Source organism: Pseudomonas mendocina (assembly GCF_900636545.1).
Taxonomy (GTDB): domain Bacteria; phylum Pseudomonadota; class Gammaproteobacteria; order Pseudomonadales; family Pseudomonadaceae; genus Aquipseudomonas; species Aquipseudomonas mendocina.
In genome coordinates this window covers 478,682-495,814 of the sequence record NZ_LR134290.1, presented here as the reverse complement: position 1 = coordinate 495,814, position 17,133 = coordinate 478,682, and the positions used below count along the sequence as shown (strand labels likewise).

At 65.8% G+C, this 17,133-nt stretch carries 16 protein-coding genes; 3 read left to right on the top strand and 13 right to left on the bottom strand.

The features are described from left to right. Positions 1 to 56 precede the first annotated feature (56 nt). Together cysQ and nudE are read right to left on the bottom strand one after the other, a co-directional pair. Positions 57 to 881 (bottom strand): 3'(2'),5'-bisphosphate nucleotidase CysQ, encoded by an 825-nt coding sequence (cysQ, locus tag EL191_RS02335; RefSeq protein ID WP_013713604.1) that lies wholly within the window; start codon positions 879 to 881, stop codon positions 57 to 59. Next, positions 878 to 1,444 carry an ADP compounds hydrolase NudE gene (gene nudE, locus EL191_RS02330; protein ID WP_041976195.1) on the bottom strand — a complete coding sequence of 189 codons (567 nt, stop codon included), beginning with the start codon at positions 1,442 to 1,444 and terminating at the stop codon, positions 878 to 880. Before nudE ends, cysQ begins: the two co-directional genes overlap by 4 nt. A gap of 124 nt (positions 1,445 to 1,568) precedes the next feature. On the opposite strand from nudE, the gene yrfG reads away from it, so the two are divergent. Beyond that, a complete protein-coding gene (yrfG, locus tag EL191_RS02325) occupies positions 1,569 to 2,231 on the top strand; it encodes a GMP/IMP nucleotidase (protein WP_041976192.1) in 663 nt (220 codons plus the stop codon). A 72-nt stretch (positions 2,232 to 2,303) separates the two neighbouring features. Here the strand turns inward: yrfG and fdhD are convergent, their stop codons facing one another. The 5 genes from fdhD to EL191_RS02300 form a co-directional block, all read right to left on the bottom strand. Then, positions 2,304 to 3,128: a formate dehydrogenase accessory sulfurtransferase FdhD gene (fdhD, locus tag EL191_RS02320; RefSeq protein ID WP_041976190.1), complete on the bottom strand. Its 825-nt coding sequence runs from the start codon at positions 3,126 to 3,128 to the stop codon at positions 2,304 to 2,306. 70 nt (positions 3,129 to 3,198) lie between these two features. After that, positions 3,199 to 3,447 carry a formate dehydrogenase subunit delta gene (locus EL191_RS02315; RefSeq protein WP_013713600.1) on the bottom strand — a complete coding sequence of 83 codons (249 nt, stop codon included), beginning with the start codon at positions 3,445 to 3,447 and terminating at the stop codon, positions 3,199 to 3,201. 76 nt (positions 3,448 to 3,523) lie between these two features. Continuing rightward, positions 3,524 to 6,358, bottom strand: a complete 2,835-nt coding sequence (gene fdhF / locus EL191_RS02310; protein WP_041976187.1) for a formate dehydrogenase subunit alpha — start codon at positions 6,356 to 6,358, stop codon at positions 3,524 to 3,526. Positions 6,359 to 6,373: 15 nt separating this feature from the next. Further along, positions 6,374 to 7,945 carry a formate dehydrogenase beta subunit gene (locus EL191_RS02305; protein ID WP_041976185.1) on the bottom strand — a complete coding sequence of 524 codons (1,572 nt, stop codon included), beginning with the start codon at positions 7,943 to 7,945 and terminating at the stop codon, positions 6,374 to 6,376. After that, positions 7,942 to 8,436, bottom strand: coding sequence for a formate dehydrogenase subunit gamma (locus tag EL191_RS02300; protein WP_017360604.1), 495 nt, complete (start codon positions 8,434 to 8,436; stop codon positions 7,942 to 7,944). Before EL191_RS02300 ends, EL191_RS02305 begins: the two co-directional genes overlap by 4 nt. Before the next feature lie 198 nt (positions 8,437 to 8,634). On the opposite strand from EL191_RS02300, the gene EL191_RS02295 reads away from it, so the two are divergent. Both EL191_RS02295 and EL191_RS02290 read left to right on the top strand, forming a co-directional pair. Further along, positions 8,635 to 9,723 carry a substrate-binding domain-containing protein gene (locus tag EL191_RS02295; protein WP_041976182.1) on the top strand — a complete coding sequence of 363 codons (1,089 nt, stop codon included), beginning with the start codon at positions 8,635 to 8,637 and terminating at the stop codon, positions 9,721 to 9,723. 102 nt (positions 9,724 to 9,825) lie between these two features. Beyond that, a complete protein-coding gene (locus EL191_RS02290) occupies positions 9,826 to 10,269 on the top strand; it encodes a YMGG-like glycine zipper-containing protein (RefSeq protein ID WP_013713595.1) in 444 nt (147 codons plus the stop codon). Here the strand turns inward: EL191_RS02290 and EL191_RS02285 are convergent. From EL191_RS02285 to EL191_RS02260, 6 genes are all read right to left on the bottom strand, one after another. Next, a complete protein-coding gene (locus EL191_RS02285; RefSeq protein ID WP_041976180.1) occupies positions 10,263 to 11,018 on the bottom strand; it encodes a DUF4824 family protein in 756 nt (251 codons plus the stop codon). The two genes, EL191_RS02290 and EL191_RS02285, sit on opposite strands and share 7 nt — an antisense overlap. Next, a complete protein-coding gene (locus EL191_RS02280; protein WP_041976178.1) occupies positions 11,015 to 12,070 on the bottom strand; it encodes a DUF2157 domain-containing protein in 1,056 nt (351 codons plus the stop codon). The genes EL191_RS02285 and EL191_RS02280 overlap by 4 nt, the downstream gene beginning before the upstream one ends. A 42-nt stretch (positions 12,071 to 12,112) precedes the next feature. Next, positions 12,113 to 12,547, bottom strand: a complete 435-nt coding sequence (locus EL191_RS02275; protein ID WP_013713592.1) for an acyl-CoA thioesterase — start codon at positions 12,545 to 12,547, stop codon at positions 12,113 to 12,115. Between the two features lie 84 nt (positions 12,548 to 12,631). After that, positions 12,632 to 13,795, bottom strand: coding sequence for an iron-containing alcohol dehydrogenase (locus EL191_RS02270; protein ID WP_041976176.1), 1,164 nt, complete (start codon positions 13,793 to 13,795; stop codon positions 12,632 to 12,634). 267 nt (positions 13,796 to 14,062) lie between these two features. Further along, a complete protein-coding gene (locus tag EL191_RS02265) occupies positions 14,063 to 15,853 on the bottom strand; it encodes an acyl-CoA dehydrogenase C-terminal domain-containing protein (RefSeq protein WP_041976173.1) in 1,791 nt (596 codons plus the stop codon). Continuing rightward, positions 15,850 to 17,091, bottom strand: coding sequence for a 3-hydroxyacyl-CoA dehydrogenase (locus EL191_RS02260; protein ID WP_041976171.1), 1,242 nt, complete (start codon positions 17,089 to 17,091; stop codon positions 15,850 to 15,852). Before EL191_RS02260 ends, EL191_RS02265 begins: the two co-directional genes overlap by 4 nt. Positions 17,092 to 17,133: the final 42 nt, after the last annotated feature.

Here is a 17,133-nt window from a genome sequence, read left to right as displayed (position 1 = left end):
CCAAGGGGCGGCGTACGGCAAATTTTGCGGCTGAAGCCGCTCCTACGCCAAGGGCCTCAGGATTGTAGGTTGCGCGCCAGCTCGATCAACGCGCCACGCCACTCGACGGCAGCGGGCAGCGCCAGGAAAGACGGATTGAGGAAGGATTCACGCGCCTCATAGGTCAGCGCCTCGCCGGCCAGATTCAGCACTTCACCGCCCGCCCCTTCCAGCACGCCCTGTGCCGCAGCGGTGTCCCACTGCGAGGTGGGCGCCAGGCGCGGGTAGCAGTCGGCATTGCCTTCGGCCAGCAGACAGAACTTCAGTGAGCTGCCGATATTGGCCAGAGCCGGCTCGCCGAAACGTTCAACCAGGCCTGCGAGCAGGGTTTCCTGCGCCGGGCTCGAATGGCGCTTGCTGGCCACCAGGGTAAAGCCCTGCGCCGGTGCCAGGCGTACGCTGATCGCCGCTTCCTCTCCCGGTGCGTCACTGCGCCAGGCGCCCAGGCCGGCACCGCCGTAATAACAACGACCGTTGGCCGGGACGCCGACCACACCGAAGATCACACGGCCACGCTCGATCAGCGCGACATTGACAGTGAACTCCTCTGATCCGGCGATGAACTCCTTGGTGCCGTCGAGCGGATCGACCAGCCACCAGCGCGTCCAGGCGGCGCGCTCGGCCAGTGGAATGTCGGCGGCCTCTTCCGACAGCACCGGCACATCCGGCGCCAATGCCTGCAGGCCATCGAACAGGATATGGTGCGCAGCCAGGTCGGCAGCGGTGACCGGCGAGGCATCGGCCTTTTCCGTCACCGCCACATCGCTGCGCCAGTACGGCAGGGTCGCCGCGCCAGCAGCACGTACCAGGTCGATCACCTTAGGGATATAGGGATGACTCACGGACGGTACTCCCCACGCTGGGTCAGCAGGTCGCGCACCAGATACAGCGCTGCCAGTGCGCGGCCCTCGCTGAACTGCTCGTGCTGAGCCAGGCTGGACAGCTCGCGCAGGCTGATGCGGTCGACCCGCATCGGCTCGGGCTCGTCGCCGGGGAGGCGCTCCTCGTACAGATCGCGCGCTAGCACCACCTGGATCTTCTGGCTCATGTATCCGGGCGACAGGCTCAGCTCGGTGATGTACTCCAGTTCATGCGCGCCGAACCCTGCCTCCTCCTTGAGCTCGCGATTGGCCGCCACCAGAACGTCTTCCCCCGGCTCGATCAGACCCTTGGGCAAGGACAGCTGATAGTCATCGGTGCCGCCGCAGTATTCCTCGACCAGCACGGCGTGCTCGGCATCGAGCATCGCCACCACCATCACCGCACCATAACCGGCGCCCTTGCCTACCAGGCGCTCATAGGTGCGCTCGGTACCGTTGGAAAAACGCAACTGCACCTCCTCGACACGGAACAGGCGGCTGCTGGCGACGATCTCGCGGGCGAGAACCGTGGGTTTTTGACGCATGGGGCGACTCCTTGGCGAGACCTGGTCGGTTATCATACAGCGGCTTTTGCGATTATCCCCGGCGCAGATTGCGCGTTCGCGACGCGCGCCGGCAGATTCACGACTTTCATCACCTGGCGCGCCCATGCCTTCACTACCCTGGCACCAGATCGACACCGTCCTGCTGGATATGGACGGCACTCTGCTCGATCTGCATTTCGACAATCACTTCTGGCTCAAACACCTGCCGCAGCGGTATGCCGAACACCATGGCATCAACCTGGCGCTGGCCGAGGCCGAGCTGCTGCCGCTGTTTCGCCAACACGCCGGCACGCTGAACTGGTACTGCACGGATTTCTGGAGCCGCGAACTGAAGCTATCGATCCGCGAGCTCAAGCGAGAGGTCGCCGACCTGATCGCCCTGCGCGCGGATGCCGAACTGTTCCTACGCGCCCTGCGCGAGGCCGGCAAGCGTGTGGTGCTGATCACCAACGCGCACCGCGACTCGCTGTCGTTGAAGATGGAACGGGTCGAACTGGCTCCCTGGTTCGAGCGGCTGATCAGCTCTCACGACTATGGTTTCCCCAAGGAGAACCAGCAGTTCTGGTTCGCCCTGCGCCAGGACGTCGGGTTCGATCCCGCTCGCAGCCTGTTCATCGACGACAGCCTGCCGATTCTGCGCAGCGCTGGCCAGTTCGGTGTCGCCCACCTGCTAGCCGTGCGTCAGCCGGACAGCCAGGCCGGGCCGAAGGACACCGAGGAGTTCGACGCAGTGGAGGACTACCAGGAGTTGCTGCAGGGCCTGTAGCCCGGATGCAATCCGGGCATAGCCTCGAGGCGCAAAGCGTCCCCGGATTGCATCCGGCTACCAAGCGGGAGCCTAAGGCGCCGGGCTGTAGACGCGTGGCGCGCTGTGGTGTGGCAGGTGGATGAGGTTGAGACGGTGCCGACGCGCCCAGCGCACGCACAGATCGGTCGGCGCGGAGAGGCTGACCAGGCTGGCGAAGCCGGCGCGCACCGCCTTGTGGATCAGCTCCAAGCTGCAGCGACTGGTGACCACGGCAAAGCCGCGGCGGGCGTCGCGTTTTTCCCGGCTTAGCGCGCCGATCAGCTTGTCCAGGGCGTTGTGCCGGCCAATGTCCTCGCGGCACAGGACGATCTCACCACATTCATCGACGAACAGCGCCGCGTGCAGCGCGCCGCTCTGGCGCGCCAGCTTCTGCACCTCGCCGATGCGCGTACGCAGGTCGACCAGATGCGCGGCCGGTGGCAACGGGTTGACGCTCAGGGTATCGAGTTGCGGCAGCGCCTGCTCCAGAGCCTCGACGCCGCACAGGCCACAACCACTGGTACCGGCCAGAGTGCGCCGCTGTTGCTTGAGCGCCCAGAAGGCACGGCTGGCGATCTCCACCTCGGCACTGAATGCCTCACCCGCGCGCTTGAGCTGGATGTCGTAGATATCCTCGGCCGCCCCGACCACTGCAGACGTCAGGCTGAAACCGACGACGAAGTCCTCCAGCGCACTGGGCGACACCATCATCACTGCATGGCTGATGCCGTTGTAGGCGATAGCCAGCGCACATTCCTCGGCCAGCACTGCATACCCGAGGCTGGCGGTCTCGTCCAGCTCGGCATAGGCGTAGCCGCCCGCTGCCGGGCTGGCGGCAATTTCATCGGCAAGTGGTCGTGGTGCACGGTGAGTCATGTGATGCGGATTCCTCGCGATGATCGAAGAGCGCCCGGTGGCGCCCTGCGAAAAAGCTGGATTGCAGCACTCAGACAGTAACAGCCTGCGGCTCGATCTGCTCGCGCGAATCACGCAGCACCTGCAACGCGAACTCACTCAGGCCTTCGCCACCGCTGGCGTCCAGATGAGCGTAGAGCGCCGTGCGCATCTGCGGGTCCCATTGACGCCGCAGATGCTGGGCATACTCGATGCGCGCCTGAACAGGATCGGGTTGGGAAGAGAAGAAGGCGCCAATCTGGTTGGCCATCTTGATCAGTTGCGTGGCATTCATGCCCATGGCTGTGCTCCGCGAATGGAACGGTACAGGTTGGCGCAGTGCGGGTGCGCACGGCGCACCCTACCGATCAGAGATGTCATAGCTGCACCACCGGCAGCAGGTTGACCTGCTCGCGGGTGAAGGCATCGAACTCCTGCTGCCAGTCGGACGGCGTCTCGACCTTGCGCACCTGCACCGCGGTGACCTTGTACTCCGGGCAGTTGGTGGCCCAGTCGGAGTTGTCGGTGGTGATCACGTTGGCGCCGGATTCCGGGTGGTGGAAGGTGGTGTACACCACGCCCGGCTGCATGCGCTCGGTGACCTTGGCACGCATTACCGTCTCGCCGGCACGGCTGTTGATGCCGACCCAGTCGCCATCCTTGATGCCGCGATCCTCGGCGTCCACCGGGTGCAGTTCGAGGATGTCCTCGGCGTGCCAGGCCTTGTTGGCGGTACGTCGGGTCTGCGCGCCGACGTTGTACTGCGAGAGGATGCGCCCGGTGGTCAGCACCAGCGGCCGCTTGCGCGAGGTGCGTTCCTCGGTCGGGATGTACTCGGTGACCATGAAGCGTCCCTTACCGCGCACGAAGGCGTCCTCGTGCATGATCGGCGTACCGTCCGGCGCCTCGTCGTTGCACGGCCACTGGATGCTGCCCATGCGGTCGAGCTTGGCGTAGCTGACGCCGGTGAAGGTCGGCGTCAGCGCGGCAATCTCGTCCATGATCTCGGACGGATGCTTGTAGGTCATCGGGTAGCCCAGGGCGTTGGACAACGCCACTGTCACTTCCCAGTCTTCCTTGCCAGCCAGTGCCGGCATCACCTTGCGCACCGGCGAGATGCGCCGCTCGGCGTTGGTAAAGGTGCCGTTCTTTTCCAGGAAGGAGGCGCCAGGCAGGAACACGTGGGCGTACTTGGCGGTTTCGTTGAGGAACAGGTCCTGGATCACCACGCACTCCATGGCCTTGAGCGCATCGGTGACGTGCTGGGTGTCCGGATCGGACTGCGCCGGATCCTCGCCCTGGATGTACATGCCCTTGAAGGTGCCGGCATGTGCCGCCGCCAGCATGTTGGGGATGCGCAGGCCCGGCTCGTCGAGCAGCTTGACGCCCCAGGCGGCTTCGAATTGCGGCCGCGCCACCGGGTCGGAAACGTGGCGGTAGCCCGGCAGCTCGTGGGGGAAGGAGCCCATGTCGCAGGAGCCCTGCACGTTGTTCTGTCCGCGCAGCGGGTTCACGCCGACACCCGGACGGCCGATGTTGCCGGTGGCCATGGCCAGGTTGGCGATCGCCATCACGGTGGACGAGCCCTGGCTGTGCTCGGTGACGCCCAGGCCGTAGTAGATCGCCGCGTTACCGCCAGTGGCATACAGCCGCGCAGCCGCGCGCACCGAGGCGGCCGGGACGCCGGTCAGGGCTTCCATGGCCTCGGGGCTGTTGCGTTGTTCACTGACGAAGGTGCGCCATTGCTCGAAGCCTTCTGCCTCGCAGCGCTCGGCGACGAAGGCTTCGTTGACCAAGCCCTCGGTGACGATCACGTGGCCCAGGCTGTTGAGCAGAGCAACGTTGCTGCCGGGACGCAGTTGCAGGTGGTGCTCGGCACGGATGTGCGGGCTGCGCACCAGGTCGATACCACGTGGGTCGGCAACGATCAGCTTGGCGCCCTGGCGCAGGCGGCGCTTGAGCTGCGAGCCGAATACCGGGTGGCCGTCGGTGGGGTTGGCACCGATCACCAGCACCACATCGGCGGACAGCACCGAGTCGAAATCCTGGGTACCAGCGGACTCGCCGAGGGTCACCTTCAGACCGTAACCCGTCGGCGAGTGGCAGACGCGTGCGCAGGTATCGACGTTGTTGTTGCCGAAGGCGGCGCGCACCAGTTTCTGCACCAGGTAGGTTTCCTCGTTGGTGCAGCGCGACGAGGTCAGCCCGCCGACCGCATTGCGGCCGTACTGCGCCTGGATCTCCTTGAAACGCCGGGCGGCGTAGCCGATGGCCTCGTCCCAGCTCACCGAGCGCCACGGCTCGTGGATGCTGTCGCGGATCATCGGGGTCTTGATGCGGTCCGGGTGGGTCGCGTAGCCCCAGGCGAAGCGGCCCTTGACGCAGGCGTGACCGTGGTTGGCGTGGCCGTTCTTGTTCGGCACCATGCGCACCACGGTGTTGCCCTTGACCTCGGCATTGAACGAGCAGCCAACGCCGCAGTAGGCGCAAGTGGTGGTGACGCTGCGCTCGGCCTGGCCCAGCTCGATCACCGACTTTTCCATCAGTGTGGCAGTCGGACAGGCGTTGACGCAGGCGCCGCAGGACACGCACTCGGAGTCGAGGAAATCCTCGTCCTGGCCGGCGGCCACGCGCGAGTCGAAGCCACGTCCGTCAATGGTCAGGGCGAAGGTGCCCTGCACTTCCTCGCAGGCGCGCACGCAGCGGTTGCAGACGATGCACTTGGACGGGTCGTAGCTGAAATAGGGGTTGGACTCGTCCTTGGTCTCGGCCAGGTGGGTCTTCACCGGGTCGTAGCGCACCTCGCGCAGGCCGACCACACCGGCCATGTCCTGCAGCTCGCAGTTGCCGTTGGCCGAGCAGGTCAGGCAGTCCAGCGGGTGGTCGGAGATGTACAGCTCCATGGTGCCGCGACGCAGTTCGGCCAGTTTCGGGCTCTGCGTGCGCACCACCATGCCCGCCTCCACCGGTGTGGTGCAGGAGGCGGGGAAGCCGCGACGGCCTTCGATTTCCACCATGCACAGGCGGCACGAGCCGAACGGCTCCAGGCTGTCGCTGGCGCACAGCTTGGGTACGGCGATGCCGGCCTCCTGAGCCGCGCGCATCAGCGAGGTGCCGGCCGGCACGGTGATGGCGTTGCCGTCGATTTCCAGGGTTACCGGAGCACCGCTGCGAGCAGGGGTGCCATAGTCGAGTTCACGATACAGGGCCATGGGGACGCCTCCGGATCAGCGGGCTTCGGCGCTGTCTTGCGACACGCCGAAGTCCTCGGGAAAGTGGTTGATGGCGCTCATCACCGGATAGGGTGTCATGCCGCCAAGGGCGCAAAGCGAGGCGCCGAGCATGGTGTCGCAGAGGCTCTTGAGCAGTTCGATGCGCCCCGGCTGCGGGCCTTCGGAACGGGCCACGATGATCTGCGACAGCAGCTCCTCGCCGCGGGTCGAGCCAATCCGGCAGGGCGTGCACTTGCCGCACGACTCAACTGCGCAGAACTCCATGGCGTAGCGCGCCATGTCGGCCATGTCGACGGTGTCGTCGAACACCACGATGCCGCCGTGACCAAGCACCGCGCCAAGGGCGGCGAAGGCCTCGTAATCCAGCGGTGTGTCGAACTGCGACTCGGGCAGATAGGCGCCGAGCGGGCCGCCGACCTGCACCGCGCGGATCGGCCGGCCGCTGGCCGATCCGCCGCCATATTCGTAGAGCAACTCGCGCAGGGTGATACCGAAAGCCTTCTCGATCAGACCGCCACGGGCGATGTTGCCGGTCAGCTGGATCGGCAGGGTGCCGAGCGAGCGGCCCATGCCGTAGTCCTTGTAGTAGGCGCCGCCCTTGTCGAGGATGATCGGCACCGAAGCCAGCGAGATCACGTTGTTGATCACCGTCGGTTTGCCGAACAGGCCCTCGATGGCCGGCAGCGGCGGCTTCGGCCGCACGGTGCCGCGCTTGCCCTCGATGCTTTCCAGCAGGGCGGTTTCCTCGCCGCAGATATAGGCGCCGGCGCCGCGGCGCAGCTCCAGGTGGAAGGCCTTGCCGCAGCCGAGCACGTCATCGCCCAGGTAACCGGCGGCCGTGGCACGGGCGATGGTCTCCAGCAGCACCGCCTCGGCGTGCGGGTATTCAGAACGCAGGTAGATATAGCCCTTGGTGGCGCCGACAGCGAGACCGGCGATGGTCATGCCTTCGATCAGCACGTAGGGGTCGTCTTCCATCACCATGCGGTCGGAGAAGGTGCCCGAGTCGCCTTCGTCGGCGTTGCAGACGATGTACTTCTGCTCCGCCTGACAACCAAGCACGGTGCGCCACTTGATGCCGGTGGGGAACGCCGCGCCGCCACGGCCACGCAGGCCGGATTCGGTGACCTCGGCGACGATCGCCTCGGGCGTCATGCCGAGGGCGCGCTTGAGGCCGCGGTAGCCGTCGTGGGCAATGTAGTCCTCAAGCGACAGCGGGTCGGTGATGCCGACACGGGCGAAGGTCAGGCGCTCCTGGCGCTTGAGGTATTCGATTTCATCGGTCAGGCCATGGCCCAGCGCATGCGCCTTGCCCTCGTGGAAACCGGCGTCGAACAGGCCGGCAACGTCCCTGGCCTTGACCGGGCCATAGGCCACGCGACCGGCCGGCGTGGCGACCTCGACCAGCGGCTCTAGCCAGAACAGCCCACGCGAGCCGTTGCGCACCAGTTGCACCTCGATACCACGCGCCGCGGCCTCGGCGATCATGGCCTTGGCTACCTTGTCGGCGCCCAGGCTGAGCGCGGTGGCATCGCGCGGGACGAAGATCTTGATCGGTTCGCTCATGCCTGGGCCTCCTGTTCGGCCAGCAGCGCCAGCACTTCCTCGGCGTCGACACGACCGTGCAGTTCGCCATTGAGCATCACGCTCGGTGCGCAGGCGCAGTTGCCCAGGCAGTACACCGGTTCAAAACTGAGACTGCCGTCCTCGCGGGTCTCACCCAGGGGCAGGCCGAGCTTGCTTTCCAGTTCAGCAGTCAGCGCCTTGACGCCCATCGACTGGCAGGCCTCGGCCTGACACAACTTGAGCACCTGGCGACCCGGCGGCGTAGCGCGAAAATCGTGATAGAAACTGACCACCCCGTGCACCTCGGCACGTGACAGGCAGAGGTCCTCGGCGATCAGCGGCAACAGCTCGGGCGGCACGGCGCCGAGCCGATCCTGGATGTCGTGGAGAATGGGTAGCAAGGCGCCGGGCTGACCGCGGTGGGCGGCGAGCACCTCACGTGCGACGGCCTCGCACTGCTCGGGGGCGAAGCGCTGGGGAAGAAGAGCCATGTTCGATGCTCCAGCCGGCGGCTATACCGGTACTGTCAGGAGATAACCCGGCCAGTCACGGCTGCCGGTCGGCTTATCCCAGGCGCAGCCGCAAGGCTCGCCACATATGAAGTAAAGTTCTTATACTGGGTCATAAAGCGCCCATGTACCGCAAATTAACATGGGCAATCGGCCGAACAAATATGAAGTACTGAGCATATGATCCGTATCGATATTCAACCGCGTTGGCGCTTTCACCAACGCGACGGCAGTAGCCTCGACCCGCAGGGACTGGAGTTGCTGCAGGCCGTGCACGACACCGGCAAGCTGACCGAGGCGGCTGCCCGCGTCGGCTATTCCTACCGCCACGCCTGGAACTTGCTGGGCAAGTGGCAGGCGTTCTTCGGCAGCCCGCTGATCGAGCTGGAGCGCGGCAAAGGTGCGCGGCTGGCACCGCTGGGAGAAAAACTGCTGTGGGCCGACCAGCGCATCCGCGCACGCCTGTCGCCACAACTGGACAACCTGGCCGGCGAGCTGGAGCTTGAACTGAACCGCGTGTTGCAGGCCAGCAACCCGGGCCTGCGCATCCATGCCAGCCACGGTTTCGCCGTCGCGGCGCTGCGCGAGTGGCTGGAACGCGACCCAAGCTGGCAGTGGGACGTACAGTTTCGCAGCGGCAGCGAGGCGATGATCGCCCTGCAGCGCCACGACTGCGAGGTGGCCGGCCTGCACGTGCCGGCCGGACCGCTCGGCACGCTGAGCATGAACCGCATCCAGCCCTGGCTGCGTCCCGATCAACGGGTGATCACTTTCGTCGTACGCACCCAGGGGCTGATGCTCGCCCCCGACAACCCGCACGGCGTACAAGGCCTGCCGGACCTGGCGCGCGGCGAGCTGCGCTTCGTCAATCGCGAGCAAGGTTCCGGAACGCGTCTGCTGCTGCAGGACCTGCTGCAGCAAGGTGGTCTGGACAGCACGACCATCAAGGGCTTCCACAACGAGGAGTTCACCCACGCAGCCGTGGCGGCCTATGTCGCCAGCGGCATGGCCGATGTCGGCTTCGGTGTCGAAGCGGCGGCGCGCCAGTTCGGCCTGGACTTCATCCCCATGGCGCGCGAGCACTATTGCCTGCTGTGCCGCGAAGACAGCCTCGAACTGCCAGCCATGACCGCGCTGCTGCGGGTGCTGCAGAACCCCGAATTCCAGGCGCGTATAGCTCAGTTGCCCGGTTATGCCCTGAGCCGTCCTGGCGAAGTACTGCTCCTGGCCCAGGCGCTGGAGCAGTGGGGACGCGAGAGCCTGCTATAAGCCCTCAGCCAGGCGCTTGCCGACGGAAGGCGGGAACCACGGGCGAGCCGCCTGGGTCAATGGAGCATCCCGCCGCATAGCGGCTCCGTGATCGAGAAGCCTATGAAATCTCTACAGTTCCTCTTCCTTTCCCTTGGTCTGGGCAGTGGCGGTTTCGCCTTTGCCGGCAATACCGAAGCGGGTTTGGGTGGCGCCCTCGGCGGCGCAGTGGGCGCAATGGTTGGCGAGCAGGTCGGTGGCAGCACCGGGGCAGCAGTCGGTGCCGGCCTGGGCGGCGCGGCCGGCAGCATGGTCGGCGCTGATCGCCGCAGCCGTACCGAAGCGGCCATCGGCGGTGCACTAGGCGCAGCGGGCGGCAACGTTGTCGGTCAACGAGTCGGCGGCAGCACCGGCGGGGTTGTTGGCGCCGCGGTAGGGGGTGGCGCCGGCGGCGCGCTGGGCAACTACATGGGCAATGCCAGTTACGACGATGACCGTCGTGGCAAGCATCGCCATCACCACGGTAAGAAGCACAAGAAGCACCACAAACACTGGCGTCGTCACTGACCGACGCCGATCAACCAGGGCTCATGGCGCCGGCCGAAGGCAACCTCGACCTGCACCTTGGGCCTTTTTTCGTCGTAGGCGTGCAGTCGCCATTCGGCGAAGGCCTCCCGGTAGCGTTTGGGCACGCTGATGCGATCACTCTCCAGCGCGACGCTGGCACTGTAGTGGGGCATATCGCCGTAGCGATAGGGCGTCAGGCGACCGGCCAGGATGACCTGACGCTGACGATCCGGCCAGGCTTGGCGCAGAGCCTCGGCGTCCAGGCCGGCATCCACCAGCAACAGCCGCGTAGCCTGCCGCTGCTCATGCCGCAGTTCCAGCCGACGCTGATCGCGCTGCTGGCGCAAGGTCTCGTCTTTCGGCTGCACGGCGACCGCAGCCTGGGCACTGGCCAGTGCAGCCCTGGCCCGCTCGACCTGCTTTCGATAGCTCGGCCCGTCCAGCTCCAGCACCAGCCATAGCGGCCGCTCCGCGCTGCGGCCCAGGTCGCTGGGCGCAAAGCCCAATTCCCGCAGCTTGGCCTCGTCCAGCCAGGACCAGGTGGCATCCGCCTCACGCCAGGCCAGCTGCAGGCGTAGGCCGCTGTTTTCCTCACCGCGCAGCCAGCTGTCGTAGGGCAACTGGATCTCCCGCTCGCTCAATTGCAGTTGCGCCTGCGGCTCACCGCTGCGGTTGTACCAGACGCCCGCCAGCGCAATGGCGTTGCTCGCCAGGATCAGCCCAAGGCCGAGCCAAAGTGGACGATTCATGCTGCACCTCCACGGCGCCAGCGCTGCAGCATGACCAGCAACAACAGCGCAATCAGCCCGAGCAGAAGGAAGAACAGGTAGCGTGGCAGCAGCTCCCACCACCAGTCGAACAGCTTGCTGAACAGCAGCACCAGGGCGAAGCCCAACCCGGTATTGACCACCTCGGCCCAGCCGCGGCGCACCCCCAGCCAGATCACCAGCCCCGCCAGGACGAATCCCAGCGTCTGGTAGAACGCCTCCACCCAGCGCGCCGGCCAATCGAGGTAGCTACCCTGGCCCCAGTAGCTGAGGATCAGGACCGGCCCGAACAGGTAGAGCAAGCCGACCACCCGATAGCAGGCGGCGAAACCGATCCGTCGCGTCTGATCGATGAACTGCGGCAGCACAAACAGCAGCGCAGCAGGCAGGAAGTTCTCCGGGTGGTCATCCAGCGACCACCAGTACCAGCCCGTCCAATCGTTCAACCGAGCCGCGAGGAACAGGCCGAAGCACAGCAACGCCGTGACCAGCAGCAGACGCTGGCGGCATTGATAGGCCAGCAGTAGCGCCAGCGCACCCCAGGGCAACAGGGCTTTGTCCGAGGGCGTGATATTGAAAATCTGCCCGAGCATCGACAGATTGAGCACGAAGCAGACGAAGGCCAGCACCGCGGCCAGCTTGGCGTAGTAACCGGAGGCATCGCGCGCCTGCCGCCAGAAGCACAGCAGCAGGCTGCCCAGCGAGCTGCCGACCAGCACAGCGACCTGCATACGGGCGTCGAACAAGCCCCAGAACTGGTAGAAGAGGAAGAACAACCCGGCCGCCAGCGCCAGTGCACCAATCAGCGAGGCCAAGCGCATGCCCAGCGACAGCTGGCGAGCGCGGGCATCGGCGTCGATGTCCAGAGTTTGTCGGTAGTGCGCCAGCAACTGCTCGTGGTAGGCAGTCAGGCCCTGCTCCTGCTCGGCGCTCAACTGCAACACCTGCTCGCGGCGCAGCTCGGCCAACTCGGCGCGGAACGCAGCGATGCGCTCGGCACGGCGTTGTGCCTGCTCACGTTGCAGATCGGACATGGGCACTCCCTGGCGGCATGAATCGCCACAGCCTAGCACGCCTCAGTCGGCCAGCAGACGCTCCAGCGCCGAGCGCAGCGGCTCGGGAATGCTCACCGGGCGATTACTCGCGCGGTCGACGAACACATGGACGAAACGCCCGGCGGCGCAGGCCTGCTCCTCGCCGGCCCTGAAGATCGCCAGCTCGTACTGCACCGAACTGTTGCCCAATTTGCCGACGCGCAGGCCGACCTCGATGGCATCGGGGAAGGCGATTGAGGCGAAGTAGTCGCACGCCGAGCTGACCACGAAGCCGACCACGTCACCGCCATGGATATCCAGGCCGCCCTCGGCGATCAGGTAGGCATTCACCGCACTGTCGAAGTAGCTGTAGTAGGTCACGTTGTTGACGTGGCCGTAGATGTCGTTGTCGTGCCAGCGCGTGGTGATCGGCTGGAAGTGGCGGTAATCGCCACGCAGGTGTTGGGGTTGGCTCATGATGTTCCTTGGGTTGGTATCGCGGCTAAAGCCCCTCCCACAGAACCGGAACCTTAGTGGGAGGGGCTTTAGCAGCGACCTGAATCAATAGGCAGCCTGATAAATGGCCAGCGCCTGCTGCTCATTCATCTCGCGCGGATTGTTCACCAGCAGGCGCTGCTGCAGCATGGCGTCCGCCGCCAGCGTGGGCAACATGGCCTCGCTCACTCCGGCATCGCGCAGCCGCGTCGGCAGGCCGCTGCGCTGACTGAACGCTGCCAGCGCCTCGATCAGTTGCTCGGTCTGCGCCGCTGCACTGCCCGCACGCAGACGCTCCCCCAGAACCAGCGGGGCCAGTTCGGCATACAGCGGCGCAGCCACCGGCGCGTTGAACGCCAGTACCTGCGGCAACACCAGGGCGTTGGACAGCCCGTGGGGAATATGGAAATGCCCGCCGAGGGGATAGGCCAGCGCATGCACCGCCGCAACCGGAGCATTGGCGAAGGCCTGCCCGGCCAGGCAGGCGCCGAGCAGCATGGCCTGGCGCGCCTCGCGGTTGCTGCCGTTTTGCACCACCTTATCGAGATTGGCCGCCAGCAGACGCAGCGCTTCGCGCGCCAGCAGGTCGGACAGCGGGTTCTTCTTCAGCGCGCTGGTGTAGGCCTCGATGGCATGCACCATGGCGTCGATGCCGGTGGCGGCGGTTACCGCAGGCGGCAGGCCGAGGGTCAGGTCGGCATCGAGCAGGGCCAGATCCGGCAGCAGCAGCGGCGAAACCACGCCCATCTTGGTGGTCTCGCCGGTGGTGACGATGGCGATCGGCGTCACCTCGGAACCGGTGCCGGCGGTGGTCGGCACCTGGATCAGCGGCAAGCGCCGGCCGCGGGCGTTGCCGACACCGTAGATCTCGCTCAGGGCCTGGCCGCACTCAGGATGCGCCAGCAAGGCCACCAGCTTGGCCACGTCCATCGAACTGCCACCGCCAAAACCGATCACCAGTTCTGCCTGCAGCTCACGCGCCTGGGCCACAGCTGCGAGCACTACGGCTTCGGGCGGGTCAGCCAGTACCTGATCGAATATCCGCACGTTCATGCCGGCGCGAGAAAAACCCGGCAGCAGCGGCTCGAGCAGACCGAGACGGGTGATACCAGGGTCGGTGACGATCAGCACGCGCCGGGCGCCGCGCTCGTGGCACAGTTCGGCCAGCCGCAGGCTGGCACCGGATTCGCACAGAATCTGCGCGGTGGTGGCGAAGCTGAAGGGATGCATGCAGTGCTCCTCTTGTTGTAGCCCGGAGGCAATCCGGGATCAGTCAGGCAAATTTCCCCGGATTACATCCGGGCTACGATCCCTCTCCCCAGCCTTCTCCCATGAATGGGAGAGGGAGCTGTCCGTGGTGGACCTGAATCAGGCGTTATTACTCCCCTCTCCCGATTGCGGGGCGTAAGCGGAAAGAGCGAAGCACCGCTTCGCTCGCTGAGCGCCCTGAGCTCTGCGAAGGACAGGGGCGCAAAGCGGGGGCCGGGGGAGAGGGTTCTAAAAGGCAAAACTGTCCTCGGCCATGGCCATCAGGCAGTCCGCGCCGCCCAGCAATGCATCGCGGTGCGCGCTGGCGCGCGGCAGCACGCGGCGCAGGTAGAAATCGGCACTGTGCAGCTTGGCCTGGTAGAACGCGGCCTCGCCACTGCCCGACTCCAGCGCATCCTGCGCCCGCGTGGCGGCTTGCAGCCAGAATCCGGCGAGCAACACGTACGCCGAATACTGGAGGAAATCCACCGAAGTAGCGCCTATCTCCTGCAGGTCACGCTGGCAGGCGGTGATCACTTCTGCGCTTAGCTCGCGCCATTCACCCAAACGGGCCTGCACGACGGTTGCCATGTCCTGCAACGCCGGACGCGTGGCCTGGGCCTCGCACAGCGCACTGAACTCGGCCTGCAGCGCAGACAGCTCGGCCCCACCATCGCCGAGCAACTTGCGGCGAATATAGTCCAGAGCCTGAATGCCGTTGGTGCCCTCGTAGAGCTGGGTGATGCGGCTGTCGCGCATCAGTTGTTCCATGCCCCATTCACGGATGAAGCCATGCCCGCCGTAGACCTGCACGCCATGACTGGCCACCTCCTGGCCCATATCGGTAAAGAACGCCTTGACGATGGGGATCAGCAGCGCCGCGCGCTTGCCAGCGGCCTTGCGCGCCTCAGCCGACTCGGCGCCGTGCTCCAGGTCCAGCTGGCGCGCGGTGTAGGCAGCAAGCATGCGACTGCCCTCGACCAGGGTCTTCTGCGTGAGCAGCATGCGTCGCACATCGGGATGATTGATGATCGGATCGGCCGGCTTTTCCGGCGCCTGCACGCCGGCCAGGCCACGCGACTGCAGGCGCTCACGGGCATAACGCAGCGCGCCCTGGAACGCCGCCTCGCCAATGCCGAGCCCCTGTAGACCGACCTGAAAACGCGCGTCGTTCATCATGGTGAACATGCAGGCCAGGCCCTGGTTGGCCTCGCCCACCAGCCAGCCGGTGGCGCCGTCGAAGTTCATCACGCAGGTGGACGCACCCTTGATGCCCATCTTGTGCTCGATGGCGCCGCACGACAGGCTGTTGCGTTCGCCTGGCGTACCATCTGCAGCGGCGATGAACTTCGGCACCAGCAGCAGCGAAATGCCCTTCACGCCAGCCGGTGCATCGGGCAGACGCGCCAGCACCAGATGGATGATGTTCTCCGAAAGATCCTGTTCGCCGCCGCTGATGAAAATCTTGCTGCCGCTAACGCGATAGCTGCCATCGGCCTGCGGCTCGGCGCGGGTACGCAGCAGCGCCAGGTCGGTGCCGGCCTGCGGCTCGGTCAGGCACATGGTGCCCGTCCACTGGCCGCTGACTAGCTTGCCCAGGTACTGCTGCTTGAGCATTTCGCTACCGTGCTTGTGCAATGCCAACACGGCGCCCTCGGTCAACCCGGAGTAGACGCGGAAGGACAGCGAGGCGCCCATCAGCATCTCGTGAAAGGCGAAGGCCACCAGTTGCGGAAAGCCCTGACCACCGTATTCCACCGGGCCGGTCATGCTCGCCCAGCCGTTATCCACGTATTGCTGGTAGGCCTCGGCAAAGCCCTTGGGCGTGCTGACCTGGCCATTTTCCAGGCGGCAGCCCTCTTCGTCGCTGTTGCGATTGAGCGGCGCGACCTCGCCTGCGGCAAAGGCTGCGGCCTCCTCCAGCACACCGTCGATCAGTTCGCGATCCAGGCCGTTGCCCAGGCGCTCGCAGTGAGCAGCAGCGTCGAACAGTTCGTGCAGCACGAAACGCATATCGCGCAATGGCGCCTGATAGCTCATAGCCGACCCTCCTGAACGTCGCTGAATCGCTTGTTTTCGGCCGCCAGGCGCTCGATCAGCGCCGACGGTTGCCAATGCACACCGAAACGCTCGGTCAATTGCAGCAGGCGCCGATGAATCGCCGCGACACCCTCGCAATCGGCCCAGGCCATGGGGCCACCGCGCTCGGCGGGAAAGCCGTAGCCATTGAGATAGACCAGATCGATGTCATGACTATGCGCAGCGATGTTCTCCTCGAGAATCTTCGCCCCCTCGTTGACCAGCGCCAGCAGGCAGCGCTCGAGAATCTCCTCGTTGCCGATATCGCGGCGGGTGAAACCCAGACGCTCCGACTGCATCTGCACCAAGCCGTCGACGACCGGGTCATGCTCGGCCTGGCGACTGCCGGGCGCATAGAGGTAGTAGCCCTTGCCACTCTTCTGGCCGAAGCGACCCAGCTCGCACAGGCGGTTATCTACCTGTACAGCCGGATCATCCTGCCCCTGGCCGGCCAGCTCGCGAGCGCGCCATTCCAGATCGATGCCGACCACGTCGTACATGCGAAACGGCCCCATGGCGAAGCCGAAACCCTGCAGCGCCGCATCCACCTGATGCGGCCAGGCGCCCTCGAGCAGCAGCATGCGCGCCTCGCGCACGTAGGTGTGCAGCATGCGGTTGCCGATAAAGCCATGGCAGTTACCCGCCACCACCGCCACCTTGCCCATGCGCTCGCCCAGCTCTTGAGCAGCGTCCAGCACGGCTGGTGCGGTCTTGCCGCCGCGCACGATCTCCAGCAGCTTCATGATGTGCGCCGGGCTGAAGAAGTGCAGACCCAGCACGACTTCCGGCCGCGCGGTGACGGCGGCGATGGCGTCGATATCCAGCGCCGAGGTATTGCTGGCGAGAATGGCGCCGGGCTTCATCACCGCGTCCAGCTCGCGGAAGATGCTCTGCTTGAGTTCGAGGTTCTCGTACACCGCCTCGATCACCAGGTCAGCATCGGCCAGCGCCGCATAGCTTTGCACCGCATTGATTCGGGCGCGTCGCGCCGCGGCTTCGGCCTCATCGATACGGCCCTTGGCGACGTTGTGCGCCCAGGTTTCCTCGGCCATCGCCAGGCCCTGCTCGACCATCTGCGGGTTGTTGTCCAGCCACAGCACCTGCAGGCCGGCATTGGCCAGGCTGATGACGATGCCACGGCCCATGGTGCCGGCGCCGATCACGGCGGCACAGCGAAGCGGCGAGACGACTTGAGTCATTGTTGTTCCTCTCGAGCACCAATAGAAAAGCTTGGGTCACGA

Bases quoted from the DNA above. Each gene is read 5' to 3' on its own strand.
- nudE (WP_041976195.1), bottom strand. From the start codon at position 1,444: ATGCGTCAAAAACCCACGGTTCTCGCCCGCGAGATCGTCGCCAGCAGC.
- EL191_RS02275 (WP_013713592.1), bottom strand. From the start codon at position 12,547: ATGAGCCAACCCCAACACCTGCGTGGCGATTACCGCCACTTCCAGCCG.
- EL191_RS02280 (WP_041976178.1), bottom strand. From the start codon at position 12,070: ATGTCCGATCTGCAACGTGAGCAGGCACAACGCCGTGCCGAGCGCATC.
- yrfG (WP_041976192.1), top strand. From the start codon at position 1,569: ATGCCTTCACTACCCTGGCACCAGATCGACACCGTCCTGCTGGATATG.
- EL191_RS02305 (WP_041976185.1), bottom strand. From the start codon at position 7,945: ATGAGCGAACCGATCAAGATCTTCGTCCCGCGCGATGCCACCGCGCTC.
- fdhF (WP_041976187.1), bottom strand. From the start codon at position 6,358: ATGGCCCTGTATCGTGAACTCGACTATGGCACCCCTGCTCGCAGCGGT.
- EL191_RS02260 (WP_041976171.1), bottom strand. From the start codon at position 17,091: ATGACTCAAGTCGTCTCGCCGCTTCGCTGTGCCGCCGTGATCGGCGCC.
- EL191_RS02300 (WP_017360604.1), bottom strand. From the start codon at position 8,436: ATGGCTCTTCTTCCCCAGCGCTTCGCCCCCGAGCAGTGCGAGGCCGTC.
- EL191_RS02295 (WP_041976182.1), top strand. From the start codon at position 8,635: ATGATCCGTATCGATATTCAACCGCGTTGGCGCTTTCACCAACGCGAC.
- EL191_RS02290 (WP_013713595.1), top strand. From the start codon at position 9,826: ATGAAATCTCTACAGTTCCTCTTCCTTTCCCTTGGTCTGGGCAGTGGC.
- EL191_RS02285 (WP_041976180.1), bottom strand. From the start codon at position 11,018: ATGAATCGTCCACTTTGGCTCGGCCTTGGGCTGATCCTGGCGAGCAAC.
- EL191_RS02315 (WP_013713600.1), bottom strand. From the start codon at position 3,447: ATGGGCATGAATGCCACGCAACTGATCAAGATGGCCAACCAGATTGGC.
- EL191_RS02265 (WP_041976173.1), bottom strand. From the start codon at position 15,853: ATGAGCTATCAGGCGCCATTGCGCGATATGCGTTTCGTGCTGCACGAA.
- EL191_RS02270 (WP_041976176.1), bottom strand. From the start codon at position 13,795: ATGCATCCCTTCAGCTTCGCCACCACCGCGCAGATTCTGTGCGAATCC.
- fdhD (WP_041976190.1), bottom strand. From the start codon at position 3,128: ATGACTCACCGTGCACCACGACCACTTGCCGATGAAATTGCCGCCAGC.